The organism is Rothia nasimurium, from assembly GCF_035916755.1.
Classification (GTDB): Bacteria; Actinomycetota; Actinomycetes; order Actinomycetales; family Micrococcaceae; genus Rothia.
Genome location: NZ_JAYWIX010000007.1, coordinates 112,357 through 136,398, shown reverse-complemented (window position 1 = coordinate 136,398; position 24,042 = coordinate 112,357). Strand labels below are relative to the sequence as shown.

Below are 24,042 nucleotides of genomic sequence, written 5' to 3'. Positions count from 1 at the left end.
CTTTCCTTATTCGCCGTGGCCCAGGCCGCTCTTAGCAACGGTGAGCAGGAATTCGACGTTGGACTGGGTCTCGCGCAGCTTGGAGAGCAGAACAGACAGAGACTGTTCCTGGTCCATGCCGGCCAGCACGCGGCGCAGGCGCCACATGATCTTGACCTCGTCGGGTGAGAGCAGGGCCTCTTCGCGACGGGTTGAGGACGCGTTGAGGTCGATGGCGGGGAAGATACGCTTGTCTGCCAGCTGGCGGGAAAGGCGCAGTTCCATGTTGCCGGTACCCTTGAATTCTTCGAAGATGACCTCGTCCATCTTGGAGCCGGTCTCGACCAGGGCAGTCGCCAGAATGGTCAGTGAGCCGCCTTCTTCGATGTTGCGGGCAGCACCGAAGAACTTCTTGGGCGGGTAGAGGGCAGCTGCGTCCACACCACCGGAGAGGATGCGACCTGAGGCAGGGGCTGCCAGGTTATAGGCGCGGCCCAGGCGGGTCATGGAGTCCAGCAGGACGACGACGTCGCGGCCCTGCTCCACCAGGCGCTTGGCGCGCTCGATGGCGAGCTCAGCAACGGTGGTGTGGTCATCTGCCGGGCGGTCAAAGGTAGAGGCGATTACCTCACCGTTGACGGTGCGCTGCATGTCGGTGACTTCTTCAGGGCGCTCGTCCACCAGAACCATCATGAGGTGAACCTCGGGGTTGTTGGTGGTAATCGCATTGGCGATGGACTGCAGCATCAGGGTCTTACCGGCCTTGGGGGGTGCCACAATCAGGCCGCGCTGGCCCTTGCCGATGGGGGCAATCAGGTCGATGACGCGGGTACCGAGCTTCTTGGGGTCGGTCTCCAGGCGCAGGCGCTCCTTGGGGTAGAGCGGGGTGAGCTTGTTGAACTCACGGCGGCCCTTGGACTCTTCGGGAGTCAGGCCGTTGATGGAGGTCAGCTGCACCAGGGCGTTGAACTTCTGGCGGTTGTTGTTATCGCCTTCGCGGGGGGCGCGGATGGTACCGACCACAGCGTCACCCTTGCGCAGGCCGTAACGCTTGACCTGGGCCAGGGAAACGTAAACGTCGTTGGTGCCGGGCAGGTAGCCGGAGGTACGCACGAAAGCGTAGTTATCGAGGACGTCAAGCACACCAGCGACGGGAATCAGTACGTCGTCTTCGCTGATCTCGGGCTCGTAGTTGTCGCGGCGGTTGTTACGGCGCTCGCGGCGCTCTGCCTGACGGTCGCGGCGGTTTTTGCGGTTGTTACGGCGGTCTTCGTCGGGGCCGTTGTTGTTCTGGCGGTCGTTACGCTCAGCGCGGTTGTCGCGGTCATTCTTGCCGCCGCGGTCCTGACGGTTATCGCGGTCGTTGCGGTCACGACGGTTCTTGCGCTCATAACGCTCGTTCTTCTCGCCGTTCTCAGCTGAAGCCTCGTTCTGCTCGGCGGAATCGACGCTCTCGCCCTCATTCTTGCGGCGACGGTCGGTACGGGTGCGGGTACGGGGGCGCTTGGCACCCTCTTCGTCCTCGTTCTGCTCGTTACGGGCAGCCTTCTGGGATTCCAGGCCGTCAAGGGCAGCTTCAACCGCTTCAAGGGCTGAAGTATCGAGCTTGGTTTCCTTCTGGGCTTCAGCGGCTACGGTTGAGCTGGTGGCGCGGCGGTTACCGCGACGCTTGGTAGCGGGCTTCTCAGATGCGGCGTCAGCAGCTGCCTCTGCGCCAGTCTCGGCAGCGTCCTGCCCCTTGGGCTGCTCTGCTTCGGCGGCCTTCTCGGCTGCGGTCTTACGGGTACGGGTGCGCTTAGGCTTCTCTACCTCAGGCTGGGCCTCGGCGGGAGCTTCTGCTTCGCCAGCCTTCTCGGCTGCGGTCTTACGGGTACGGGTGCGCTTAGGCTTCTCTGCCTGGTCTGCGGTTTCAGCAGGACGGTCGGCTACAGCTGAGCCACGCTGGTGGGCTGAAATAGCCTCAACCAGGTCTGATTTACGCATACGGCGGGCGCCGGTAATACCTAGCTGGGAGGCTAGGGACTGGAGCTGAGCAAGTTTGAGGGTGCTCAGGCTGGGGGACTTCTGCTCAGCCGCTGCTGCGGCCTCCGTACCTGCAGTCAGGTCGGTGTTTTCTGCCACGAAGATTCCTTCTCTCGAAATGTCGTTGATTTCGCGGTTTGTTCTGGCGCAACAGATGCGCCATGCCCAGAGCGGGCGAGGGATAGTTTCAGGGGTCAGGTGACGCTGTCGCTGGGAAAGCGAGAGTATCAGGTGACCCGGGTTCGGGTGCCCGGCTGCACCACACGGTAGCTGACGGGATACCCGGGGAAGGAACGCCACCACTAGTCAGTGAAAGACGTAAATAAACGGTTGAACCTGCTGAGGCTTCTACAGACCTGCCAAACCGTGGGATGAGGCCAACACAGGCGAGCCCGGCACAAATAGTGCTAGAGCGCGCTAGGCGGTTTCCTCATAAGTAAGCATAACACCTTTAGTGTCGATATCGATATCGAGCACCCGCCAGCTTACAGCCCGGTTCTCGTGCTGATTAGGCTCGCTTTCGGTGGCGAAGGCCTCAATGGCTTCGCGAACTCGGGCGCGTTCGTCCGCCCCGTTGGCCAGGCCCATGACAGTGGGGCCTGCCCCCGAGATGACCGCGGCAAATCCCTTGCCACGCAGGTACTTAACCAGGGCCGCTGAGGGCTTCATGGCAACGGCGCGGTAGGACTGGTGCAGCAGGTCGCTGGTTGCGGGCAGCAGGTAGTCGGGGTAGGACGCCAGTGCCTGGGTCAGCAGGGCCGCGCGGCCGGAGTTAGCAGCGGCTTCCCGGTGGGGAACGGTCTCAGGAATAAGGCCGCGGGCTACCTTGGTCGGCACCTCGTAGTCAGGAATTGCGATGACCGGCAGTACGTTCTCATGGGCCGGTACAGGCAGGGAGTGCCAGCCCGAGTCGTCCCCGTAGGAGATTACGACGTGGCCATAGAGGGAGGGGGCCACGTTATCGGGGTGGCCTTCCATACCCGAACAAATCTGTAGTACGGCCTCGTCATCAAGCTGGAGTTCGGCGGGGAGCAGGCCGTTCGCTGCGGTCACGCCAGCCACGATGGCCGAAGCGGACGACCCCATACCGCGAGAATGCGGGATGCGGTTATGGGCCTGAACGTGCAGGGAGGGAAGCTCAAAAAGCCCCACGGCCTTCCAGGCAGTCACCATGGCCTTGATAACCAGGTGGCTGGCGTCCTGCGGAACCTCGTCCGCCCCCTCACCGGTGAGATCGAAGGCCAACTCCCCCACCCCGGGCATGCGGGTGACCGTCAGGTCATCGTAGTGGGCCAGGGCCAGACCCAGGGAGTCATAGCCGGGGCCAAGATTGGCTGAAGAGGCCGGGACCTTGACGGTCACGCGCGCTCCAAGGGGGATTACATCGGGCTGGACGAAGGGCTCGTCTGAGCCGTCAATCATGGGAAGTGACATAAGAATCGGTGCTTAGCCTTCTACGCGGATAACGGAGGTGATGTCGCGGACGGTATCGAGGGCGTCCACCACAGCCATGGTCTTACGCAGGTTAGCGTCAGTGGCGCGGTGGGTGACGATACGGATGGAGGCGCTGGTTCCGTCGCCGGTGCCCTTAGCCTGGCGCATGGTCTCGATAGAGACACCGTGTTCGGCAAAGATACGGGCGATGTTGGCAAGAACACCCAACTTGTCTTCCACGACGATGCCCACCGAGTAGCGGGAGACAACGTCGTTCATGGGGGTGGCAACCAGCTGGGCAAAGGAGGACTCGGGGATACCGGGGCCACCGAGCACCAGGCGGCGGGCCAGAGAAACAAAGTCACCCAGTACCGCAGAGGCGGTGGGGGCGCCGCCTGCGCCCGGGCCGTAGAACATGAGCTCACCGGCGTTTTCAGCCTGCACGAAGACAGCGTTGAAAGCACCGTGGACGGACGCCAGCGGGTGGGTGCGGGGCACCAGGGTGGGATTCACACGGATATTGACGCCCTCGCCGTCCTTTTCGCAGACCGCCAGGAGTTTGATGACGTAGCCGTCGGCAGCGGCTGCTGCCACGTCGTCGGCGGTGATAGAGGTAATGCCCTCGCAGTGAACATCGTCGATGGTGAAGTCAGAGTGGAAGGCCAGGGAGGCAACGATTGCGGCCTTTGAGGCAGCGTCGTGGCCCTCAATATCGGCGGTGGGGTCAGCTTCGGCGTAGCCCAGGCGCTGGGCCTCGGCCAGAGCGTCGGTGAACTGGGCGCCGGTGGTATCCATCTGGTCAAGGATGTAGTTGGTGGTGCCGTTCATGATACCCAGCACGCGGGTGATCTGGTCACCGGCCAGAGAGTCGCGCAGGGGGCGCAGAATGGGGATAGCACCGGCAACCGCGGCCTCGTAGGAGAGCTGGGCCCCGCTCTTGGCCGCGGCAGCAGCCAGTTCTACACCGTGCTTAGCCAGCAGGGCCTTGTTACCTGATACCACCGATTTGCCGGCGGTCAGGGCGCGCAGGATGCGGGTTCGGGCAGGCTCAATACCGCCGGTGAGTTCAATGACCACGTCGGCAGCGTCAATCAGCGCCTCGGCATCGGTGGTGTAGAGCTCGGGTGCAGCCTCATAGTGGCGCTTGGCTGAGGTATCGCGCACGGCAATACCGATGAGCTCAACCGGCGCACCAATGCGGTCTTGTAGGGACTCGGCATCTTCGGTGAACATGCGGGCTACCTGTGAGCCGACGTTACCGGCGCCTAGTAGCGCTACTTTGATGGTGGTGTTGCCCAAGAGCGTCTCCTGACGTAGATGGGAAATAGGTTCAGGGGTACGCTCACCATGCTAGCGGTTAAGACAGCGTAACCCAGAGTATGAACTTTATTTTCTAACGGAGTGGTTGATGGCAGGACGCCGCCCCACTGCTCCCCTGCCTCGTGGCAGGGAAGCTGGCAGGCGGCGCCCTGGTGAAGGAACCTAAACTAGACCCAGGTCGCGGACCAGCATGTCCTCTTCGGTTTCGCGGCGGATAATAGCGCGCGGCTCCTTGCCCGCCGCCGTAGCGATGACCGGCGGGCGGGTCAGGTAGTTATAGTTGGAGGCCATAACGTGGTTGTAGGCGCCGGTGGCCGGAACAGCCAGGATGTCTCCCGCTGCCAGGTCAGCCGGCAGGTAGCAGTAGCGAATCACGATATCGCCGGACTCGCAGTGCTTACCCACCACGCGGGAGAGAATCTGTTCCCCTGCCGGGGCCCGATTAGCCAGGGTTACGGCGTAGTCGGACTCGTAGAGCACCGGGCGGGGGTTATCGCTCATACCGCCGTCGACCGAGACGTAGCGGCGCACACGGGTATCCCCGTTCTCGTCCTCAATCGCCACGTCCTTGATAGTACCGACCGTGTAGAGGGTGATACCCGAGGGGCCCGAGATGGAGCGGCCCGGCTCAAAGGAGAGGTGGGGAATGGCCATGCCCACGTTGGCGCAGGTCTTAGAGACCATGTCAGCCAGTTCGGTGGCGATATCGGCTGAACCGCGCGGGTCATCCTGCTCGGTGTAGCCGATACCGTAGCCGCCACCCAGGTCGATTTCGGGCAGCACCACGCCAAAGCGCTCGTTGAGCTGCTGCATGTAGGTCAGCACCTTCTCAGCGGCCTTACCGAAGCCCTCGGCCTCAAAAATCTGGGAGCCGATGTGGCAGTGCAAACCGCGCAGGTCAATGTGCTCACTGGCCAGGGCCAGAGCGGCAGCCACAGTGGCGTAGGCATCATCAGCGGTAATTCCCAGCTCGGTCAGCTCTTCAAGCGACAGACCTGCCAGCGGTGCGGTACCGGCTGCCAGAGACTGGCCGAACTTCTGATCCTCGTGGGCGGTAGCAATGAAGTCGTGGGTCGAGGCGTGCACGCCCGGGGTCACGCGGAGCATAACCGGGGCGGTAACGCCCAGCTCAGCTGCTACCTGCGCAATCAGCTGCACCTCGGGCACCGAGTCTGCCACCAGGCGTCCTACCCCGTAACGCAGGGCGCGGGCAATCTCGCCCGCCGACTTGTTGTTACCGTGCAGGGCGATTTTCGCGCCGGGCACCCCGGCCCGCATGGCGATAGCCAGCTCGCCACCGCTTGCGGTATCCAGGCACAAGCCCTCTTCCTCAGCCCACTTGGCCACGGCGGTCGCCAGGAAGGACTTACCGGCGTAGTAGACCGAGACCTCAGCCCCGTGCTTCTCAAAAGCCGTCTCAAAGGCGGAACGGAACTCAGCGGCACGGGAACGGAAAGTAGTCTCAGAAAAGACGTACTCGGGGGTGCCAAAGTCGGCGACCAGGCGGCTGATGGGGGTGCCGTCCACCTCGAGTTCACCGGCCTCAGAGCGGGTGAAGGAGGGCATCCAAATCACCGGGTCGAGGTCGGCCGGGGCGGACGGGTAGCTCAGCCAGTCGGGCTTGAACAGTGCGGTTTCTGCGCCCATTTACATCTTCTCCGGTGCGCTCACTCCCAGCAGGCCCAGGCCGTTGGCCAGTACCTGGCGGGTTGCGTTGTTCAGCAGCAGGCGGGTGCGGTGCAGGTCGGTGACCTCTTCATCGCCCTTGGGGGCAACGTGGGAGACACCGTACCAGCGGTGATAAGCACCGGCTAGGGTTTCCAGGTAGCGGGCCACACGGTGGGGCTCACGGAAGTCAGCGGCTTCTTTGACGGCACCGGCGAACTGGCCCAGGGCAGCCAGCAGGGCTGAGTCTACCTCTGAGTTCAGCAGGGAGGTATCGACGGATTCGGTGGTGACGCCGGCTGCCTCAGCGTTGCGGGCAATAGCGCAGGTACGGGCGTGGGCATACTGCACGTAGAAGACCGGGTTCTCGTTGGACTGCTTGGTCAGCAGATCCAGGTCGATATCGATGTTGGAGTCAACAGAGTAGCGGGTCAGGGAGTAACGGGCTGCATCCACACCTACGATTTCAACCAGGTCTTCCAGGGTCACGACGGTACCGGCGCGCTTAGACATACGCACGGGCTTGCCGTCCTTGACCAGGTTAACCATCTGGCCGATCATGACCTCAACCATGTTGGGGTCATCGCCCAGGGCAGCGGCAGCGGCCTTGAGGCGGGCTACATAACCGTGGTGGTCAGCACCCAGCATGTAGATTGCCAGGTCAGCGGGGTTCTCGGCGCGCTTGGTCTTGTCCTGGAAGTAGGCGATGTCACCGGCGATGTAGGCGGCATTACCGTCGGACTTGATGACCACGCGGTCCTTGTCGTCGCCGAAGTCGGTGGACTTGAGCCACCAGGCGCCGTCCTTGAAGTAGAGGTTCTCGGACTCCTTGAGCTTCTCAAGCAGCTCATCTACCTTGCCGTTCTCAAAGAGGGAGTTCTCGTGGAAGTAGACGTCAAAATCGACGTGGAAGTCATGCAGGGATGCCTTGATGTCCTCGAACATGAATTCAACACCGGTAGCGCGGAAAACTTCCTGGGGATCTTCGGCATCAAGGGCATCGGGACGAACCTCAAGCACCCGGTTGGCGATATCGGTGATGTACTCGCCACCGTAGCCGTCCTCGGGAGCCTCCTCACCCTTGGCACGGGCCAGCAGGGAGCGAGCAAAGCGGTCAATCTGGTTGCCGTGGTCATTGAAGTAGTATTCACGCACGACCTTGGCGCCCTGGGAGATAAAGATACGGGCCAGGGAGTCACCCACGGCAGCCCAGCGAGTACCACCCAGGTGGATGGGGCCGGTGGGGTTAGCGGAAACGAACTCCAGGTTGATAGTCTGGCCGGCCAGGGTTTCGTTGGTACCAAAAGCTGAGCCCTGCTCAACGATAGTCTTGGCCAGCTCACCGGCGGCGGCGGCATCCAGGGTGATGTTGAGGAAGCCGGGGCCAGCGATGTCTACGCTTGCCACACCGGCAATCTCGGTGATTCGGTCAGCCAGAATCTGGGCTACCTCGCGGGGGTTCTTCCCCACCTTCTTAGAAATCTGCAGGGCGATGTTGGTGGACCAGTCGCCGTGGTCGCGGTTCTTGGGGCGCTCTACGCGCACAGCGGGGGCGGTTTCGCCGTCGGTTAGGGTCAGTTCGCCGGCTTCGAACGCTGCGGTCAGCGCGCCGTCAATTGCACTTGAGAGTTCTTCGGGAGTCATAGGGTCAAGTCTACAGGGTGAGCTGTAGACCTACCCAGCGAATGATATGTTCCCAGGTGCTCTCGCTGGCGTAGATTGCCGGGTCGGAGTGCTCCGCCCCGCCAATCAGGGTGAGTTCGGTGGCGATTCCGGCGGCTGAGAGGGCACGGTGGGCATCAACGGACTGGTTGGGCGGCACGCAGGTGTCTGCGGTGCCATGGATGTAGTAGACCGGGGCGTGGGTACGTTCGCCGGTTCTCTGGGCTTCTTGGGCGTAATCGATGGGGTGGGCTTTGGCCCAGTTAACCTCTGCTGGGGTGCCTGCCAGGGCGGGGTAGGTGGAGCCGAGTAGCCGCCATTCGGCGCCGTCATCTTCGGGGTGGTCGTAGGGGAAGCCCCAGGCCACACGATCGTCGAAGATGGTGCGCAGGTCGCTGACCCCGTAGATAGAGACGGCGCAGCGGACGGACGAGTCCGGCTCACCGGCGATGGTTCGGGCAGCGAGCGCGCTGGCTGAGAGACCTTCGAGGTAGGGCTCGTTCAGGTGGCCTGTGGCGGCGGCCAGCTGAACCAGGTGCCCACCCGCTGATCCGCCTGCGAGGACGATACGGTTGGGGTCTATTCCGAAGTTTTCGGCCCTGGTTTTGAAGTAGCGGATAGCTGTTTTAAGGTCGTTGATTTGGGCGGGGAAGAGGGCTTCGTGGCTGAGCCGGTAGTTGATGGAGGCTGTGGCGTAGCCGGCGTGGGCGAAGCGTTCGCGGACGCGATGTAGACCGTTGTCAGCTAGCAGGAAGGAGGATTTATCGCCGAATCTCCAGGCTCCGCCGTGGACGTAGATGAGCAGGGGCACGGGGTGGTGTTCACCGGTGGGTGCACTGGGCGGGTAGAAGTCAAAGGTCTGGGAGGGGTGGTTGGTTCCCGCGTAGTTGCCGGTGAGTGTGGTCATTGATTCAGCCCTTCGGTGCGCTGGTCTTTGTTCCTACTGTAATCGGTTTGTGTTGTGGGGCGGGGTTTCTGATAGAGTAATCAGGTCTGAGTTTCACTGTGTGCAGTGAGTATTCGGAGTTGCCCTCGTAGCTCAGTGGATAGAGCACCAGTTTCCGGAGCTGGGTGTCGAAGGTTCGAATCCTTTCGAGGGCACAAAAAGAGAAGGTAGGCCAGAATGCGCGAAGCGCTGGCCTACCTTCTCTTTTTGTGCCCGGCGCCCGCCTTCTTCCCCGCATTTATTCTGATTTAGCCGCAACTAGTTGCGGGGTTTTCAGACTAAGTGCGGGTTAGTTTTGGGCGACGAGTTCTACTTCAAACCCCTGCTTGTTTTCGAGGTAGAGGGCGTAGTGGTCGGGGTGCGTCCGTCCTTGCGGAGCCTAGCGGCTATCACTGCGTCGTAGGTCTGCCCGGCATAGAGGAATTTCTCCCGCTCAATTCCTTCAACCTGGAACCCTGCTGCGGCGGCAACGGCTCCGCTAGCGGGGTTATTGGTGCGGTAGCCCAGTTCTAAGCGGCGAAGGCAGGGCGAAGGTAAGGACGCCAGCAGGCCGGTATCGAGGACAGGTGCGGTAGGCGCGGGGTTGGCCTCGCCCAGGGCCCAGGCGCATACCGCAGTGAGAGCTGCTTTTGTGTACCCCTGCCCGCGGTAGGGGTCAGCAATCCAATAGTAGACCCAGGCTCTGTCCCAGGCGCCGGCGTCCGTACGAGCGGTGTAGTTGAGACCCACCAGCCCTACGGGCCGCCCTTCGTCACTGAGGCAGAAAGTAGCCCGGTTTTCAGCCGGTAGGTAGCTGGTTTCGATGAGGCTTCGGGCGTCCTCGTCGCTGGCGAGGGCTGGCATCTGCCGCTCGAGATCAGAGGACGTACGATACACCGAGAGAAGATCGGGGGCATCGGTGAGTGCCCAGTAGCGTAACTCCATGTACCTAGTGTAGGTCAGGGGATGGCCGACGGAAAGCAACCCAGACTGCCGCTATCGCGCCGATGGCTAAGGCGAACCAGAGGGAGAAGGTAGCATCAAAAATGAAGTCCTGCGGGTCGATGCGGGGTAGGCCTATTCCTAGCCCGAAGACCGCGCCTAGCAGGAAGGCCCCGGAAGGGCGAACGGTAAACTGCCGACGGTAGATCAGGTGAAGGTCGGGGCCGGGGAAGCGCAGGGCGGCCAGGCTGATGAAGGTCAGGGCGACTGCCCCAATCGTCATACCGATGAGATAGGGCATCAGTTCTTGCTCTGGGAGCACAAAGCTCCGTAACAGGCCGATGATGCCGCTGATTGAGGCACCAAAAGCCGCTACAAGCGGTGAGATAGAGTGCTTTCGTCATTGAATACTCCTTTCGGCGTTCCCACCCCAGCCTACCAAGTTACTAAGTAGGGTTGCTTATATAAAGCCGGGTAGACTAGGGGCGAAAACCCCACCCTTTCGCACCAGAAATGAGAGTGACATGGCAGAAGCCGTCAACACCCCGCACATTGCTCCGAACGGCGCTGAAATTGCCGAAACCATCCTGCTGCCCGGCGACCCGCTGCGCGCCAAGTTCATTGCCGATACCTACCTTGAGAACGTCGTGCAGTTCAACACCGTACGCAATATGTTCGGCTTCACCGGCGACTACAAGGGGCAGCGTATCTCGGTCATGGGTACCGGCATGGGTATCCCGTCGGCCAGCCTCTACGCCCACGAGCTGATTCACACCTTTGGCGTGAAGAATCTGATCCGTATCGGCACCTGCGGTGGCATGGCTGAGGGCCTTGACCTTTTCGACCTGGTCGTGGCCTCAGCAGCTTCGACCGATTCTAACTTCATGCACCACTACAAGCTCCCCGGCACCTTTGCCCCCACCGCGTCCTGGCCCCTGCTGTCGGCTGTGGCTAAGGAGGCCGAGGCCCAGGGCAAGACCCTCAACGTGGGTAATGTGCTGTCTTCTGACGTTTTCTACCGCTCTGACTTCTCCGACGCCTCTAAGTGGGCTGAGATGGGTGTGCTGGCTGTTGAGATGGAAACCGCCGGTATCTACGCTGTGGCTGCCGCCGCCGGTGTGCAGGCCCTGTCGGTCTTCACCGTCTCAGACCACCTCTTCAAGGGGGTCGAGACCACCGCCGAGCAGCGCCAGACCGCTTTCACCGACATGATGGAGCTCGTCCTGCCCGTCGCTGCCAGCCTCTAAATTTTCCATCAGGACGCCCGCGCCCCGCTCCCCTGCCCCAGGGTAGGAGAGCGGGGCGTCCTTATACGGAAATAGCTTCCAGAAGTTTATCGACTATAGTCGATAAATTTCCCTTTTTGAAGATTTTGTCGACTATAGCCGACAGGCTTCACGCGCCCAGTGAAACCTGACCGTTCGTGCCGGCTCTGCCCTAAAATAGAGGGCAGTATGTCTAGTTCAGATTCTTCCCGCACCCCCGCCCCCTCGCTGTCTGCCATCGCCGCTGCCATGCACGGCGCGGGCGTCCGCGCATCCGAGCCCACCGAACCCCAGACCGCCGAAAAGCGCGGTGGCAGGGGGAAGCAGGCATCCGGCCCTCGTGAGGGGGCGGATGCACCTGCCCGCTCCCAGCGCCGTGCCCGAGGCTCCCGCCCCCGGGGCAAGCAGGGCGGGAAGAAACCGAACCAGCGCCGTCCCTACACCCCGCTGATTCCTGAGAAAATCACCTACCCCGAGGCCCTGCCCGTCTCTGCCCGCCGGGATGACATCATGGCGGCGATTCGCGACAACCAGGTCACCATCGTTGCGGGTGAAACCGGCTCGGGTAAGACTACCCAGCTGCCCAAGATGCTTCTTGAACTAGGGCTGGCGGAAAAGGGGATGATTGGCCACACCCAGCCCCGCCGTTTGGCCGCCCGATCGGTGGCTGAACGCATCGCCGAAGAACTGGGGCAGGAAATCGGCGAGACGGTGGGCTACCAGGTGCGCTTCACCTCCGAGGTGGGCGAAAGCTCTGCCATCAAGCTCATGACCGACGGTATTCTGCTGGCCGAAATTCAGAATGACCGGCTGCTACGCCAGTACTCGGCCATCATCATTGACGAGGCCCACGAGCGTTCGCTCAACATTGACTTCATTCTGGGCTACCTCAAGCGCATTATGCCGCAGCGCCCCGACCTGAAAATCGTCATCACCTCAGCCACCATTGACCCCGAGCGTTTCGCCCGCCACTTCTCCCCCAGCTTTGTGCCCGGTGTCGGCATCGTCGATGAGACCCTCAGCCCCGAAGAAAAAGAAATCGCCGAGGCAACCCTGCCAGATGACGCTCCGCCCATTATTGAGGTTTCGGGTCGCACCTACCCCGTCGAGATCCGTTACCGCCCCCTGAGCGAGCCCCGCACTGGCGACGGCGGGGAGGACGAAGCGGACGCCGGTGACGGCGGGGAGGACGAAGCGGACGCCGGTGACGGCCTCGAGGACGACGACCGCGACCCGATTGAGGGCGTACTTGACGCCATCCGGGAACTATCGGAAGAAGCTCCCGGTGACATCCTGATTTTCTTCTCGGGCGAGCGCGAGATTCGCGATGCAGCCGACGCTATCGAAGACATGGTGCGCTCCACCCGGCGCCTGGCCGACTACGAGGTGCTGCCCCTCTACGCCCGCCTGTCGATGGCCGAGCAGCACAAGGTCTTCAAACCCGGTGGCAGGCCCCGCATCGTGCTGGCAACCAACGTGGCTGAAACCTCCCTGACCGTGCCCGGCATCAAGTACGTGATCGATACCGGCACCGCCCGTATCTCGCGCTACTCAGCCCGCACCAAGGTACAGCGCCTGCCCATCGAGCGTATTTCACAGGCCTCAGCCAATCAGCGATCGGGTCGCTGTGGTCGTGTCTCTGACGGTATCGCTATCCGCCTCTACTCCGAAGAGGACTTCCAGGCCCGGGCCGAGTTCACCGACCCCGAGATTCTCCGCACCAACCTGGCCGCGGTCATTCTGCAAATGACGGCCATCGGTGTGGTCAAGTCCCCCGCCGATATTGAGAAGTTCCCCTTCGTTCAGCCGCCCGAAACCCGCGCTATCAACGACGGCGTCAACCTACTGCGCGAGCTAGGCGCACTTGCTGCCCCCGGCCGTGATGGGGCGGACGCTCTCCCCCGCGATACGCGCGGGGCACGCGGTAGAGGGGGGCGGCGTCCGTCCTCACCGCTCACCGCCGCCGGGCGTGCCATGGCAGCCCTGCCCGTTGACCCCCGCCTAGCCCGCATGATTGTGGAGGGTTCCAAGCGGGGTGTTGCCAAGGAAATCATGGCGCTGGCGGCAGCCCTGACCATCCAGGACCCCCGCGAGCGCCCCTCCGAGCACCGGGGTGATGCAGATTCCCTGCACGCCCGTTATAAGGATGAGAAGTCTGACTTCACCTCCTATCTTCTGCTGTGGCAGTACATCAATGAGAAGCAGGCCGAGCTGTCATCGAGCCAGTTCCGCAAGATGTGCCACCGGGAGTACCTGAACTTCCTGCGTATTCGTGAGTGGCAGGATCTCTTTGCCCAGTTGCGGGAGATTGGCCGGTCGGCCGGTATTACGGTTGAGGGAGGGCGCGATATTGACCCGGCTGCCAGTGAGACCGAGGTGCACAAGTCTCTGCTCTCGGGTTTGCTGTCGCATATCGGTATGCAGGATGAGCAGAACCGCCACGAGTACCGGGGCGCCCGCGGAACCCGTTTTGCGATTTTCCCCGGTTCAGCTCTCTTCAAGAAGAACCCGGTCTGGCTGGTGTCTGCCGAGCTAGTCGAGACCTCCCGTCTCTGGGCGCGGGTGAATGCCCAGATTGAGCCCGAGTGGATTGAGGAGCTGGCTGGTCCCCTGCTCAAGCACTCTTATTCTGACCCTCACTGGTCTGCCCGCCAGGGTTCGGTGCTGGCCCATGAGAAGGTCACCCTGTTCGGGCTGCCCATCATTGCCGACCGGCGTATTCAGTACTGGCGTGTTGATCCGGTAGCTGCCCGCGAGATTTTCATTCAGTCTGCCCTGGTGGAGGGCGACTGGCAGACCCGCCACCGCTTCTTTGCCCGCAACCAGAAGGCTCTGGCTGAGGTTGAGGAGCTTGAGGCCCGCCTGCGCCGCCGCGACCTGCGGGTTGATGACGCTGTTCTCTTTGACTTTTACAACGCCCGCATACCCGAGCACGTTGTTTCTGAGCGCCACTTTGACCGCTGGTGGAAAGAGGAACGCCGGGTCAACGAGCACCTGCTGGATTTCACCCCCGAAAACCTGATTGACGAAGAGGCCGCCGATTACGACGAATCCCTCTTCCCCCGCACCTGGACTGCCCGCACCTCCGGCGGGGAGCTATCCCTTGACCTGCGCTACGAGTATGCCCCCAGCGTGCAGATTGGCGGGGTGCGCTCCTCCCAAACACAGACGGACGGTATCGCGGTGCAGGTTCCGGTGCTCTTCTTAGGCCAGCTTGAACCGGCTCCTTTTGAGTGGCTGATTCCGGGCCTGCGCCAGGAGCTGGTGACGGCCCTGATTAAGTCCCTGCCCAAGCAGATTCGCAAGAATTTTGTTCCGGCACCGGACGTTGCCCGTCAGGCCGTTGAGAAACTCAACGCCGACTACTCCCCCGCCACTGATTCCCTTACTGAGGCCCTGGCCCTGGTACTGCGCCGCCTGCGCGGGCATGTGGTAGACCCGGCCGAGTTCAATTGGGATGCGGTACCCGAGCACCTACGCTTCACCTTCCAGGTGCGCAACCACCAGAACAAGATTCTGGGTGAGGGTAAGGACCTGGTTGAACTCCAGGGTCTTTTACACGCCGAGATTCGCTCCGCCCTGGCCGCTTCTCTGGGCGCTAGCCCCGAGACCATGGGCAAGATGGCGGCAATGGCCGCTGGTGGTAAGAAAGGTCAGGACGCCCGCGGCGGCTCTGCTCTCTCAGCAGCTCCCAGCGGCGCTGGGAGCCGGGGTGCAGGTGCTAAGGGGGCACAAGCGTCCGCCCCGGAACAGACGCCGGGCAGTAAAGCCGTGCGGGAGGTCTCGGGCCTGACCGACTGGCCGGAACAGGATCTACCCCGCAAGGTCGAGCGTATGATTGCCACCCAGACGGTAGCAGGCTACCCGGCCCTGGTCGATGAGGGGGCATCCGTTGCTGTGCGAATCTTCCCCACCAAAGCTGAAGCTACCCGGGCCCAGCGCGGGGGCGTCATCCGCCTGCTCAAACTCAATACTCCCTCGCCCGAGCGCTATGTCTCTGAGCACCTGAACAACCGCGAAAAGCTGGTCTTTACGCAGAACCCCCACGGGTCAATTGACGCGCTCATTAGCGACTGCACGGTAGCCGCTATTGACCAGCTGGTACCCGCTACCCCGCCTTTTACAAGGGCGGAGTACACTGCCCTGTTCAATAGCGTGCGGGCTGAGCTCATTGACACGGTCTTCGTGATGACTAAGCTGGTTGCCGATATTCTGTCGGAAACAGCTAAGGTTCAGAAGCTCATTAAGAAGTCCACCTCGCTTGCGGTCATTCACGCCATGAGCGATATGAAGAGCCAGCTGGAAAACCTAGTCTACCCGGGGTTTGTGACCGAGACCGGTGCGGTTCAGTTACACCACCTGCCCCGCTACCTCAAGGCGATGTCCAAGCGCATTGAGAAACTGGGGCCCAACGTTAACCGGGATAACCAGCTCATGCTAACCGTACAGGAGCTTGAGGACGCCTACGATAAGGCTGTGCAGTCCCTGCCCGGAGGCACGGTACCGACTCCCGAGCTGGAGCAGGTGGGCTGGATGATTGAGGAACTGCGCGTCAGCTTCTTCGCCCAGGAACTCGGCACTGCCTACACGGTCAGCGAGAAGCGGGTGGCTAAGGCCCTGCGCGAGGCCATGGAGGCTATCAAGAACGCCTAGGCCCGCCCGTCCTCGCCCTAGGTACCATCTAAATCAGAAAAACCCACCAACGAGGTGGGTTTTTCCGATTTTCCTGGTCATTTCTCTCTTCTAGTTGTTCTCGGGTGCGTCTGGAAAGAAAATATCCTCAATCCGGCAACCGAAAACTTCAGCCAGCTGGAAGGCCAGGGGCAGGGACGGGTCGAAGCGTCCTTTTTCAATTGAGATGACGGTCTGACGTGACACTCCGAGCACGTCGGCGAGCTGCTGCTGAGAGTAGCCCCGCTCAGCGCGTAGTTCTTTGAGCTGGTTCTGCACAGGCTATGCACCCTTACGCTTATAGACCTGGTAGCTCACCAGGAAGACCAGCATGGCCAGCACGGTGACGGACGCCAGCAGAAGAGACGGCGATACCTGCCAGTCGAAGATAGCGAAAGCCCCGGCTCCCACCCCCATCACTGCAATCATGAGGTGAAAGGTAGTTTCTGCTGCCTTTCCGTACCAGTGGTTTTCGATGCTGGATTCTGGGTTACGGGTGGCTCCTTTGATGGTGTTTCGGTCGACCAGAAGCACCCAAAAGGTGGCGGCTAACACCGGAATAAAAGCTAACGAGGCAACCGGCACCCACCACCAGGTGACCTGCTCAGACTGAAGGGCAATAATACCCCAGGCCAGCAGCTGGGCCAGTACAGTTGCACCCAGAATACTGACAAATATCAGGGTTGCTTGACTACCGCCAAAGCGAGAACGACCCCAGGTTCTTTGGGTCTTGTCGATGCTCATCTTATCTCCTCATGTAAAGGTTACTATACAGCTGATGTAAAATAAACTTTACACACAGGCGTGAAGCTATGTCAAACACACTTTACTTATATTTAGAACGACGAACCGCACACCACAGACACTCAGCCACTACACCAGAAAAGACCATCTAAATCAGAAAAACCCACCAACGAGGTGGGTTTTTCTGATTTAGATGGTACCTACCCGACGGGGCTAGGAAGCTACCGAGTCGCCGTAGCCCAGCTCCGTCAGGGCTGCCCGCAGCTTTTCAGCAGCCTCATCCATAGCAGCCGCATCGGGGTTACGGTTAGCCTGCTCGAAAGTGAACTCGCTCTGATCCACCGCCGGCCACACATGAATATGGGTATGGGGCACATCAAAACCGGCAATAATCATGCCCACCCGGGTGGGCTCAAAAGCCTTCATCAGGCCCTTCGACACCTTCTGAGCCACGTCAAAAAGGTGGGCTGAGAGCTCCTCGGGCAGGTCAACCCAGTGATCAATCTCAGCCTTGGGAACCACCAGAGTGTGGCCGTACTGGAAGGGCTCGATAGTCAAGAAGGCAACCGCCTGCTCGTCCTCCCAGATAAAACGGCCAGGCAGTTCGCGGTTAATAATCTTGGTAAAAACAGTGCTCATGGGGCTTGCTCCTAAATCTCTACAGACTGGCCGGGAGCCAGGTACTCAAAGGTAGTGCCGTACTTCTGACCAAAGTTGGTTGCATGGCCAACAATCATGTTTCGGCCATTTTCTGCAAGCAGTGAATCATGAATCTGGAAGGCCCGCGGGGCACGCACGGCAATAATGAAGTCAATGACCTCCTGGATCTTGTTCCAGGGAGCGTGAATCGGCACCAGCAGAGTACCCACCTCAATGCCGTGGGGCACCACAAAAGAATCCCCTGGGTGGAAGAGGTTATCGTCAATCAGGTAGCCCACGTTATCAATCACCGGCAGCAAGGGGTGAATCACAGCGTGGTTACCACCGAAAGTTTTGATAGAGAAGGACGAGAGAGTCAGCTCCCCGTCCGTCTCAACAGACTTAGCAAGAGCCTCAGGCAGGGCCGCAAGAACGGTGTCAATGACAGCGGCAGGGGCGTGAATGGTTACCTGCGGGTTCTCCCGCAAAAAAGCGACCACCTTGCCCTCATCGAAGTGATCGGGGTGCACATGGGTGACCAGAATATGGTCGGCCCCGTCCAGTGCCTGCTCGACCTCGGAGAAGTTTCCGGGGTCGAGCACCAGCACGGCGCCGTCCTTTTCGAGCCTGACGCAAGAGTGGGTGTATTTCGTAAGTTTCATACCTACCACCCTAGTAGCTACAGTAGCCTTGATTCCAGTAGGCTTACTTTTTCTGGGACCGGGGCCTACCAGGGCCGGGCCTGCGGGTAGGTAGCTGGTGTACAGTAGGCACTGATAAAGAGCACAATGAGAGGGAATGACCCGTGAACACCAACTCAACGTCGTTAGCCAGCAAGCCTACCGAAATCCGCAACACTAAACAGCGCCGGGCAGTCACCGCAACCCTCGAAACCCTCGAAGACTTTATTTCTGCTCAAGATCTGTACCAGCTCATGCTCTCGCGCGGCGATAAGGTGTCACTGGCAACCACCTACCGTCTCTTGCAGTCCATGGTGGGCACCGGTGAGGTAGAGGCTCTCAAGACCGAGGACGGTGAAGCTATCTACCGCCGTTGCGATTCTGAGCACCACCACCATCACCTGCTCTGCCGTATCTGTGGGGCTGCCCGGGAATTTGAGATTCCCGAGCTTGAAGAGCTAGCACTGGCGATTGCGGCAAAGAACGGCTACACCGAGGTGAAGCACGTCATTGAGATTACAGGGGTCTGTGCTAACTGCTCTGCCCACCAGCAGGGCTAGGTGCTGCTGCGGCTTCAGGTGAGCGGACGCGTCCCGAGGCTGAGTAGCGCTGGCGGACGGCTCGCGCCAGGCGGCAGACCACGAAGATAAGGAAAGACAGGGTGGTCACGTAGGGGCTGATAGGCAAGGAGCCTGCCAGGGCCAGAAGAATACCGCCCACCATGGCTGTTTCTGCAAAGAGCACTGAAAGAATCAGGGCGCGTAGGGGTGAGGCTGTGATTTGCAGGGCTGCCGCTGCCGGGGTAATCAGCAGGGCAAGAACCAGCAGGGAGCCCACCACCTGCACCGACAGGGCGGTGGCGATACCCAGAATCACCATGAAGATGAGCGAGAGGGCGCGCAGGGGCACGCCCTTTGCCTGGGCGACGATGGGGTCCAGGGAGGCGAACATAAGCGGACGCCACAGGATAGCGAGGGCAGCGATAATCACGACCGCTCCAACAATCATGGTGTTGAGCTGGGAGGCCTCCACCGACACTATCTGACCGGTCAGCAGAGAGAACTTGTTGGCTGAGCGCCCGGAGTAGAGCGACAGGAAGAGAATACCCAGCCCCAGACCAAAGGGCATGAGCGCACCAATGACCGAGTCGTTCTCGTGTGCCTTGGTTCCCATAAAGCCAATCAGCAGGGCTGAGGTGATGGAGCCGACCAGCGAGCCGGTCACCACGTCGTAGCCCAGAAGCAGGAAGAGCGCAGCGCCGGCAAAGGACATCTCGGCGATACCGTGCACGGCAAAGGCGTGCTGGCGCATCATCACGAAGAGCCCCACGAAGCCGCCGATGAGGCCCAGGACGGCACCGGCGATGATGGACTGGCTGAGCAGTTCCAGCAGTTCGCCATAGCGTTCAAAGACGAAGACGCGGTCGAGGAAATCGGAGAAGGAAAAAGCTACCGGGGTCATTTACCTACCGCCTTCCGTGGTGGCACCGGGGTGGTCGTGGTGGGTGCCGTGATGCAGATCCTGGCCGTACTGGCTACCGTGGTGGTGTTCTTCGGCGCAGTGTTCGCCGCCGACCACCACATACCTGCCGTTGGTGTGAATCACGGAGACGGGGGTCTGGTAGAGGTCGGTTAGCACCTCGGAGCGCATGACCTCTTCTACGGTGCCCACGGTGAAGCGTCCACCCGCCAGGTAGAGCACACGGTCAACGTGCTCGATGATGGGGTTAATTTCGTGGGTCACAAAGACAACGGTTGCCTGATGGTCCTGGTTGTAGCGGTGAATCAGCTCTGAGACAGCGTACTGGTGGTTGAGGTCCAGGGAAAGCAGTGCCTCGTCTGCCAGCAGGATTTTGGGGTCGTTAGCGAGGGACTGGGCTATGCGGAGCCGCTGTTGTTCGCCGCCGGAGAGTAGACCCACGGGTACGTTGGCGTAGTCTGTTGCGCCGACCGCTTCGAGGAGTTCGTCTACTTTTTTACGGTAGCCTGCGCCCTTGAGGCGGAAGCCCCATTTATGCCCGTCTACGCCCAGCCCCACGAAGTCGCGGGCTCGCAGCGGGGTTTCGGCACCGATTGCCTTTTGCTGGGGCACATAGCCCACGCCGGGGTTACCCAGGCTGGCGGGCTTGCCGAGCACAGAGATTTTGCCCTGGCTCAGGTGGGTGAGGCCCAGCACCACCTTAACAAAGGTGGACTTGCCGGAACCGTTGGGGCCGAGCACGGCAAAGTATTCGCCCTGCCCAATAGTGAGGTCGAGGTCTTCCCAGAGGGTTCTGTGCCCAAAGGAGAGCCCGCCCCCACGCACCTCAATGGCGGGGGCGAGCTGGTTTAGCTGCTGTGTCATGAACGCTGCGCTGTTGCCTTTTCAATCTTGTCGATATTCTCCGTCATCCATTCCTTAAAGTTCTTGCCCTCGGGCAGGGTCTCGGTGAAGGAGGCGGCGGGGACGTCAGAGTCCTGGGCGAAGGTGTAGATTTCCTTAGTCTGGTTGGTCTGCGTCTGTTCATTGAAGGCGAGGAGGTCTGCCTTGTTGTTGGTCAGAATGTCCTTGGCTTCCTGCATGGTCAGCGGTGCGATATCGCTGTCGGTTTCTACCGCTGCGAAGAGATCAAAGGGGGTGACGTCGGTGTAGCCGGCGTCTTCGAGCATGTAGGCGGGTACGGGCTCAGTGGCGATGAAGGTGCGTTCTTTGGTAGCAACCTTCTTGGTGCGGTCGAGCAGAGTCTGAAGCTCGTCGGTGTAGGCATCCGCTGCTTCAGTGTAGGAGATGGCGTTATCGGGGTCGATCTTGCCCAGCTGTGCTGCAACCTCATCAGCCACCTTAATCATGGTGTCCAGGTCGTACCAAACATGCTCATTGTAGGTGTGCACGTGGTTGTGCTTTTCACCCGGTGCCATGGAGGCGTGCTCTTCTTCAACACCCGCCAGCTGTTCCTCGGTAAAGAGCCCGGAGACGCGCACAGCGTTAACGATGACCTGGTCGGGGTAGTCAGCACCCGCCATGTCTTCCATAAAGGTATCGTAGCCGCCGCCGTTGAGCAGCACCATGTCTGCGTCCTTGATTTTAAGGCGGTCCTGGCTGGTTGCCTCGTAGGAGTGGGGGTCTACTGCGGTGGAGGCGATAATCGGGATTGCTTCGACCTTATCCCCCGCTACCTCGGCTACGATGTCCGCGTAGACGTCGGTGGTGGTAACCACCTTGATAACGCCGTCGGTGGCTGCGGTGGAGTCTGAGGAGGCGGTGTCAGCCGATGAGCCGCAGGCTGTGAGTGCCAGTGCAGCAATAGAGAGGAGCGAAAAGCCCCGAAGTGTGTTTTTCATGCGGGTTCCTGGTCTAGGTGGGGTATGCCAATCGTTGCACCCACCCTAGTTTACCTGCGAACCATTCGCAAAACAGACTTCGGGGCTGTCGTCTTAGTCGCGGACTAAAAATTAGTCGGTGACGTTACGGGAGGCTGCCTCCTCACGGCGGCGCACGTGCTCCTGGGTGGTGTCCTTAATTTCACCGACCAGTTCTTCAAGGATGTCTTCTAAGAAGAGCACGCCTACGCTCTGCCCCCGGGCATCAACTACGTGTGAAACGTGAGCCCGGTTGCGCTGCATGGTGGCAAGAGCCTCATCGATTTCGGTTTCGGGCTTGACAATCGACATCTGACGTAGCTTAGACCAGGCAATGGGCTGGTCCATGCGATCAGCTTCGTAGACCAGGGCGTCCTTGATGTGCAGGTAGCCCATGTAGGTGCCGTCCTGCTCGTCCTTCATCACGAAGCGGGAGTAGCCGGTGTGGGCAACAGCCTTTTCCAACTCAGCAGGCGTGCAAGGGAAGTTCATGGTAACCAGCTGGTCGCCGGGCACCATAATCTCAGCAACGGTCTTCGAGCTGAATTCCAGGGCTCCAGACAGCACACCGGAGCCGTCATCCACGGTTCCTTCTGCGGTTGATTGAGCCACGATACTTTGCAGCTCATCGAGGGTGAAAGTTGATGCCACTTCAGCCTTGGGCTCTACCTTCATCAGACGCAGGGTGTGGTCGGCTATCCAGTTGAGCAGACCCACCAGGGGCTTGAGAATACGGGAGAGGGTCACCAGTGAGGGGGCAATCCACAGGGCAATACCCGAAGCTGCCAGCGATACAGCAGCGTTCTTGGGCACCATTTCACCAAAGATGACGTGCAGGTAGGTCACCAGCACCAGCGCGAAGATGAAGGCTAGGACGCTCGCTGCCTCATAAGGTATTCCCCAGGATTCCAGAGGGCCAGCCACTAGGTGGTGGATAGCCGGCTCAGAGACGTTCAGAATCAAGAGGGAGCATACCGTGATGCCCAGCTGGCAGGTGGCCAGCATGAGGGATACGTTTTCAAGGGCGTAGAGGGTGGGGACGGCGCGCTTGTTACCCGACTCAGCCAGGGGCTCAATCTGGGAGCGGCGGGTCGACATAATGGCGAACTCAGCACCCACGAAGTAGGCGTTACCGGCAAGGAGCACAAAGAGCAGAGCGATAGCTACCCAGTCATTCATCGGCGGGCCTCCTTTCGAGCGGTCTTCGACTCATCTGTAGCCGCTTCCCCCTGCTCCAGGGGTAGGGCATCGGGGATGTAGCGAATTCGGTCTACCCGGCGCTGTTCCATCTTTTCTACGCGCAGGCGTCCGCCCTCAACGGGCACCACATCGCCGGTTTCGGGAACTCGACCCAGGTGGTTCATCATGAAGCCGCCCATGGTTTCATAGGCGGGATCATCGTCTACGTCCAGGGTGCCGATGTAGTCCTTGACCTCGTCGGGGCGGAGCAGGCCCGAGAAGATGTAGTCGCCGCTACCCACGCGCAGGGGGCGTTCGTCGAAGGAGTTGGTGTCGTGTTCATCGGAGACTTCACCGACGATTTCTTCAACCAGGTCTTCGAGGGTGGTAATACCCGCAGTACCGCCGTACTCATCGAGCACCACAGCAAGCTGCAGGGCGCCCTCACGTAGCTGCATAAGCAGGGAGTCAAGGTGCACCGTTTCGGGTACCTGTAGGACATCCTCCATCAGCATTCCAGCTTCCAGCGAGTCGCGCTTATCGAGGGGAAGGCCCACGGCCTTCTTCACGTGCACGACGCCCACGATGTTGTCCTGGTCTTCCCGGTAGAGGGGGAAGCGGGAGTGGCCGGTGGTGCGGGCCAGCTCAATAACATCGCTCACAGGGGCGGTATCTTCGAGCATGATGACCTTGCGGCGCGGGGTCATCACATCAGCTGCGGTCAGCTCGGCAAAAGAGAGGGTCTTATCGACGAATCGGGCAGTATCGGAGTCCAGGGTGCCCAGGTCGGCTGAGCGGCGCACCATCGAAGACAGCTCTTCGGATGAACGGGCTGCCGAGAGCTCTTCCTTAGCTTCCATGCCAAAACGGTGCAGAATCCAGTTCGCTGACCCGTTAGCGGTGCGGACGATGGGGCCCATCACCTTGGTAAAGAGCAGCTGGCCGGGAGCAAGAATGCGGGCCACCTTGTAGGGTTCAGCAATCGCCAGGTTCTTGGGAACCAGCTCACCGATAATCATGGAGAGCAGGGTTGCAATACCCATCGAGAAAATCAGGGTCAGCGCCGATGCCGCTGAAGGGGCCAGGCCCCACGATGCAATGGTTTCACCGGCCAACGCATTGATGCCACTGTCGAGGGTGTAGCCAGTCAGCAGGGTGGTGATGGTAATTCCCAGCTGGCAGCTCGATAGCTGGGTTGAGAGGGACTTGAGGCAGGCAAGCACTCGTTCACCTGCGGCGTCTCCCCTATCAATTTCTTGCTGGACCTTAGATTGGTCAAGGGCTACCAGCGAAAATTCTACGGCTACAAAGAAGCCGGTGCCCAGAATCAGGGAAAAGCCAATGAGAAGTAGGAGCCATTCCATGGTTTAGGCTCTCACCGCCTGCTGGGCTGGGTACGGGTTGCCAGAGGTGCGGACGCCCGTGGTTGGGTTAAAGAATAGTGCGCGCCAAAGCGCTCGTGAGGGCTGCGAAGATGCGCAGCAACTAGAAGGGTCTTCCATAGTGGTCAATTCTAGCGAATATCGAGCGGTTCACTCAGTGGGCTCCCTTTCACCACCTGCGAAATGTCAGCCTAT

At 60.6% G+C, this 24,042-nt stretch carries 20 protein-coding genes and 1 tRNA gene; 4 read left to right on the top strand and 17 right to left on the bottom strand.

The features are described from left to right. Window positions 1-6: 6 nt before the first annotated feature. From rho to VSX42_RS09015, 6 genes are all read right to left on the bottom strand, one after another. A complete protein-coding gene (gene rho, locus VSX42_RS09040) occupies window positions 7-2,100 on the bottom strand; it encodes a transcription termination factor Rho (protein ID WP_326503972.1) in 2,094 nt (697 codons plus the stop codon). Window positions 2,101-2,418: 318 nt separating this feature from the next. Beyond that, window positions 2,419-3,435: a homoserine kinase gene (gene thrB, locus VSX42_RS09035; protein WP_326503971.1), complete on the bottom strand. Its 1,017-nt coding sequence runs from the start codon at window positions 3,433-3,435 to the stop codon at window positions 2,419-2,421. A gap of 12 nt (window positions 3,436-3,447) precedes the next feature. Beyond that, the gene (locus VSX42_RS09030) at window positions 3,448-4,734 is read right to left on the bottom strand and encodes a homoserine dehydrogenase (RefSeq protein WP_326503970.1); all 1,287 of its coding nucleotides are present in this window, start codon (window positions 4,732-4,734) and stop codon (window positions 3,448-3,450) included. A gap of 183 nt (window positions 4,735-4,917) precedes the next feature. Then, complete coding sequence (gene lysA, locus VSX42_RS09025) at window positions 4,918-6,402, bottom strand: diaminopimelate decarboxylase (protein ID WP_326503969.1); 1,485 nt, start codon at window positions 6,400-6,402, stop codon at window positions 4,918-4,920. Beyond that, the gene (gene argS, locus VSX42_RS09020) at window positions 6,403-8,064 is read right to left on the bottom strand and encodes an arginine--tRNA ligase (RefSeq protein WP_326503968.1); all 1,662 of its coding nucleotides are present in this window, start codon (window positions 8,062-8,064) and stop codon (window positions 6,403-6,405) included. 10 nt (window positions 8,065-8,074) lie between these two features. Then, window positions 8,075-8,989: an alpha/beta hydrolase gene (locus VSX42_RS09015; protein ID WP_326503967.1), complete on the bottom strand. Its 915-nt coding sequence runs from the start codon at window positions 8,987-8,989 to the stop codon at window positions 8,075-8,077. Between the two features lie 121 nt (window positions 8,990-9,110). On the opposite strand from VSX42_RS09015, the gene VSX42_RS09010 reads away from it, so the two are divergent. Then, window positions 9,111-9,183: transfer RNA gene (locus VSX42_RS09010), tRNA-Arg, on the top strand. Between the two features lie 154 nt (window positions 9,184-9,337). Here VSX42_RS09010 and VSX42_RS09005 read toward each other — a convergent pair. Continuing rightward, entirely contained in the window at window positions 9,338-9,952 is a 615-nt protein-coding gene (locus VSX42_RS09005) for a GNAT family N-acetyltransferase (protein ID WP_326503966.1), read from the bottom strand. Between the two features lie 4 nt (window positions 9,953-9,956). Then, window positions 9,957-10,250: a hypothetical protein gene (locus tag VSX42_RS09000; RefSeq protein ID WP_326503965.1), complete on the bottom strand. Its 294-nt coding sequence runs from the start codon at window positions 10,248-10,250 to the stop codon at window positions 9,957-9,959. A 223-nt stretch (window positions 10,251-10,473) separates the two neighbouring features. Here VSX42_RS09000 and deoD point away from each other — a divergent pair, with 223 nt between their 5' ends. Together deoD and hrpA are read left to right on the top strand one after the other, a co-directional pair. Then, complete coding sequence (gene deoD, locus VSX42_RS08995; RefSeq protein WP_237185850.1) at window positions 10,474-11,196, top strand: purine-nucleoside phosphorylase; 723 nt, start codon at window positions 10,474-10,476, stop codon at window positions 11,194-11,196. A 207-nt stretch (window positions 11,197-11,403) separates the two neighbouring features. Continuing rightward, a complete protein-coding gene (gene hrpA, locus VSX42_RS08990) occupies window positions 11,404-15,867 on the top strand; it encodes an ATP-dependent RNA helicase HrpA (RefSeq protein WP_326503964.1) in 4,464 nt (1,487 codons plus the stop codon). 90 nt (window positions 15,868-15,957) lie between these two features. Here hrpA and VSX42_RS08985 read toward each other — a convergent pair whose 3' ends face one another. The 4 genes from VSX42_RS08985 to VSX42_RS08970 form a co-directional block, all read right to left on the bottom strand. Continuing rightward, window positions 15,958-16,164, bottom strand: coding sequence for a helix-turn-helix transcriptional regulator (locus VSX42_RS08985; RefSeq protein WP_237206337.1), 207 nt, complete (start codon window positions 16,162-16,164; stop codon window positions 15,958-15,960). A 3-nt stretch (window positions 16,165-16,167) separates the two neighbouring features. After that, window positions 16,168-16,629: a hypothetical protein gene (locus VSX42_RS08980; RefSeq protein ID WP_326503963.1), complete on the bottom strand. Its 462-nt coding sequence runs from the start codon at window positions 16,627-16,629 to the stop codon at window positions 16,168-16,170. A 213-nt stretch (window positions 16,630-16,842) separates the two neighbouring features. Beyond that, on the bottom strand, window positions 16,843-17,268 hold the full coding sequence (locus VSX42_RS08975) for an HIT family protein (RefSeq protein WP_237199489.1): 426 nt from the start codon (window positions 17,266-17,268) through the stop codon (window positions 16,843-16,845). Window positions 17,269-17,279: 11 nt separating this feature from the next. After that, window positions 17,280-17,930: an MBL fold metallo-hydrolase gene (locus VSX42_RS08970; protein ID WP_326503962.1), complete on the bottom strand. Its 651-nt coding sequence runs from the start codon at window positions 17,928-17,930 to the stop codon at window positions 17,280-17,282. A 143-nt stretch (window positions 17,931-18,073) separates the two neighbouring features. Here VSX42_RS08970 and VSX42_RS08965 point away from each other — a divergent pair, with 143 nt between their 5' ends. Further along, a complete protein-coding gene (locus VSX42_RS08965) occupies window positions 18,074-18,508 on the top strand; it encodes a Fur family transcriptional regulator (RefSeq protein WP_326503961.1) in 435 nt (144 codons plus the stop codon). Here VSX42_RS08965 and VSX42_RS08960 read toward each other — a convergent pair. The 5 genes from VSX42_RS08960 to VSX42_RS08940 all read right to left on the bottom strand — a co-directional run bounded on the left by VSX42_RS08960 (window position 18,480) and on the right by VSX42_RS08940 (window position 23,829). After that, the gene (locus VSX42_RS08960; protein ID WP_326503960.1) at window positions 18,480-19,409 is read right to left on the bottom strand and encodes a metal ABC transporter permease; all 930 of its coding nucleotides are present in this window, start codon (window positions 19,407-19,409) and stop codon (window positions 18,480-18,482) included. The genes VSX42_RS08965 and VSX42_RS08960 overlap by 29 nt on opposite strands. Then, the gene (locus tag VSX42_RS08955) at window positions 19,410-20,291 is read right to left on the bottom strand and encodes a metal ABC transporter ATP-binding protein (RefSeq protein ID WP_326503959.1); all 882 of its coding nucleotides are present in this window, start codon (window positions 20,289-20,291) and stop codon (window positions 19,410-19,412) included. It abuts the gene before it with no gap. Next, on the bottom strand, window positions 20,288-21,268 hold the full coding sequence (locus tag VSX42_RS08950) for a metal ABC transporter solute-binding protein, Zn/Mn family (protein ID WP_326503958.1): 981 nt from the start codon (window positions 21,266-21,268) through the stop codon (window positions 20,288-20,290). Before VSX42_RS08950 ends, VSX42_RS08955 begins: the two co-directional genes overlap by 4 nt. A 111-nt stretch (window positions 21,269-21,379) precedes the next feature. Next, the gene (locus VSX42_RS08945; protein WP_326503957.1) at window positions 21,380-22,465 is read right to left on the bottom strand and encodes a hemolysin family protein; all 1,086 of its coding nucleotides are present in this window, start codon (window positions 22,463-22,465) and stop codon (window positions 21,380-21,382) included. Further along, window positions 22,462-23,829 carry a hemolysin family protein gene (locus VSX42_RS08940; RefSeq protein WP_326503956.1) on the bottom strand — a complete coding sequence of 456 codons (1,368 nt, stop codon included), beginning with the start codon at window positions 23,827-23,829 and terminating at the stop codon, window positions 22,462-22,464. Before VSX42_RS08940 ends, VSX42_RS08945 begins: the two co-directional genes overlap by 4 nt. Window positions 23,830-24,042 lie beyond the last annotated feature (213 nt).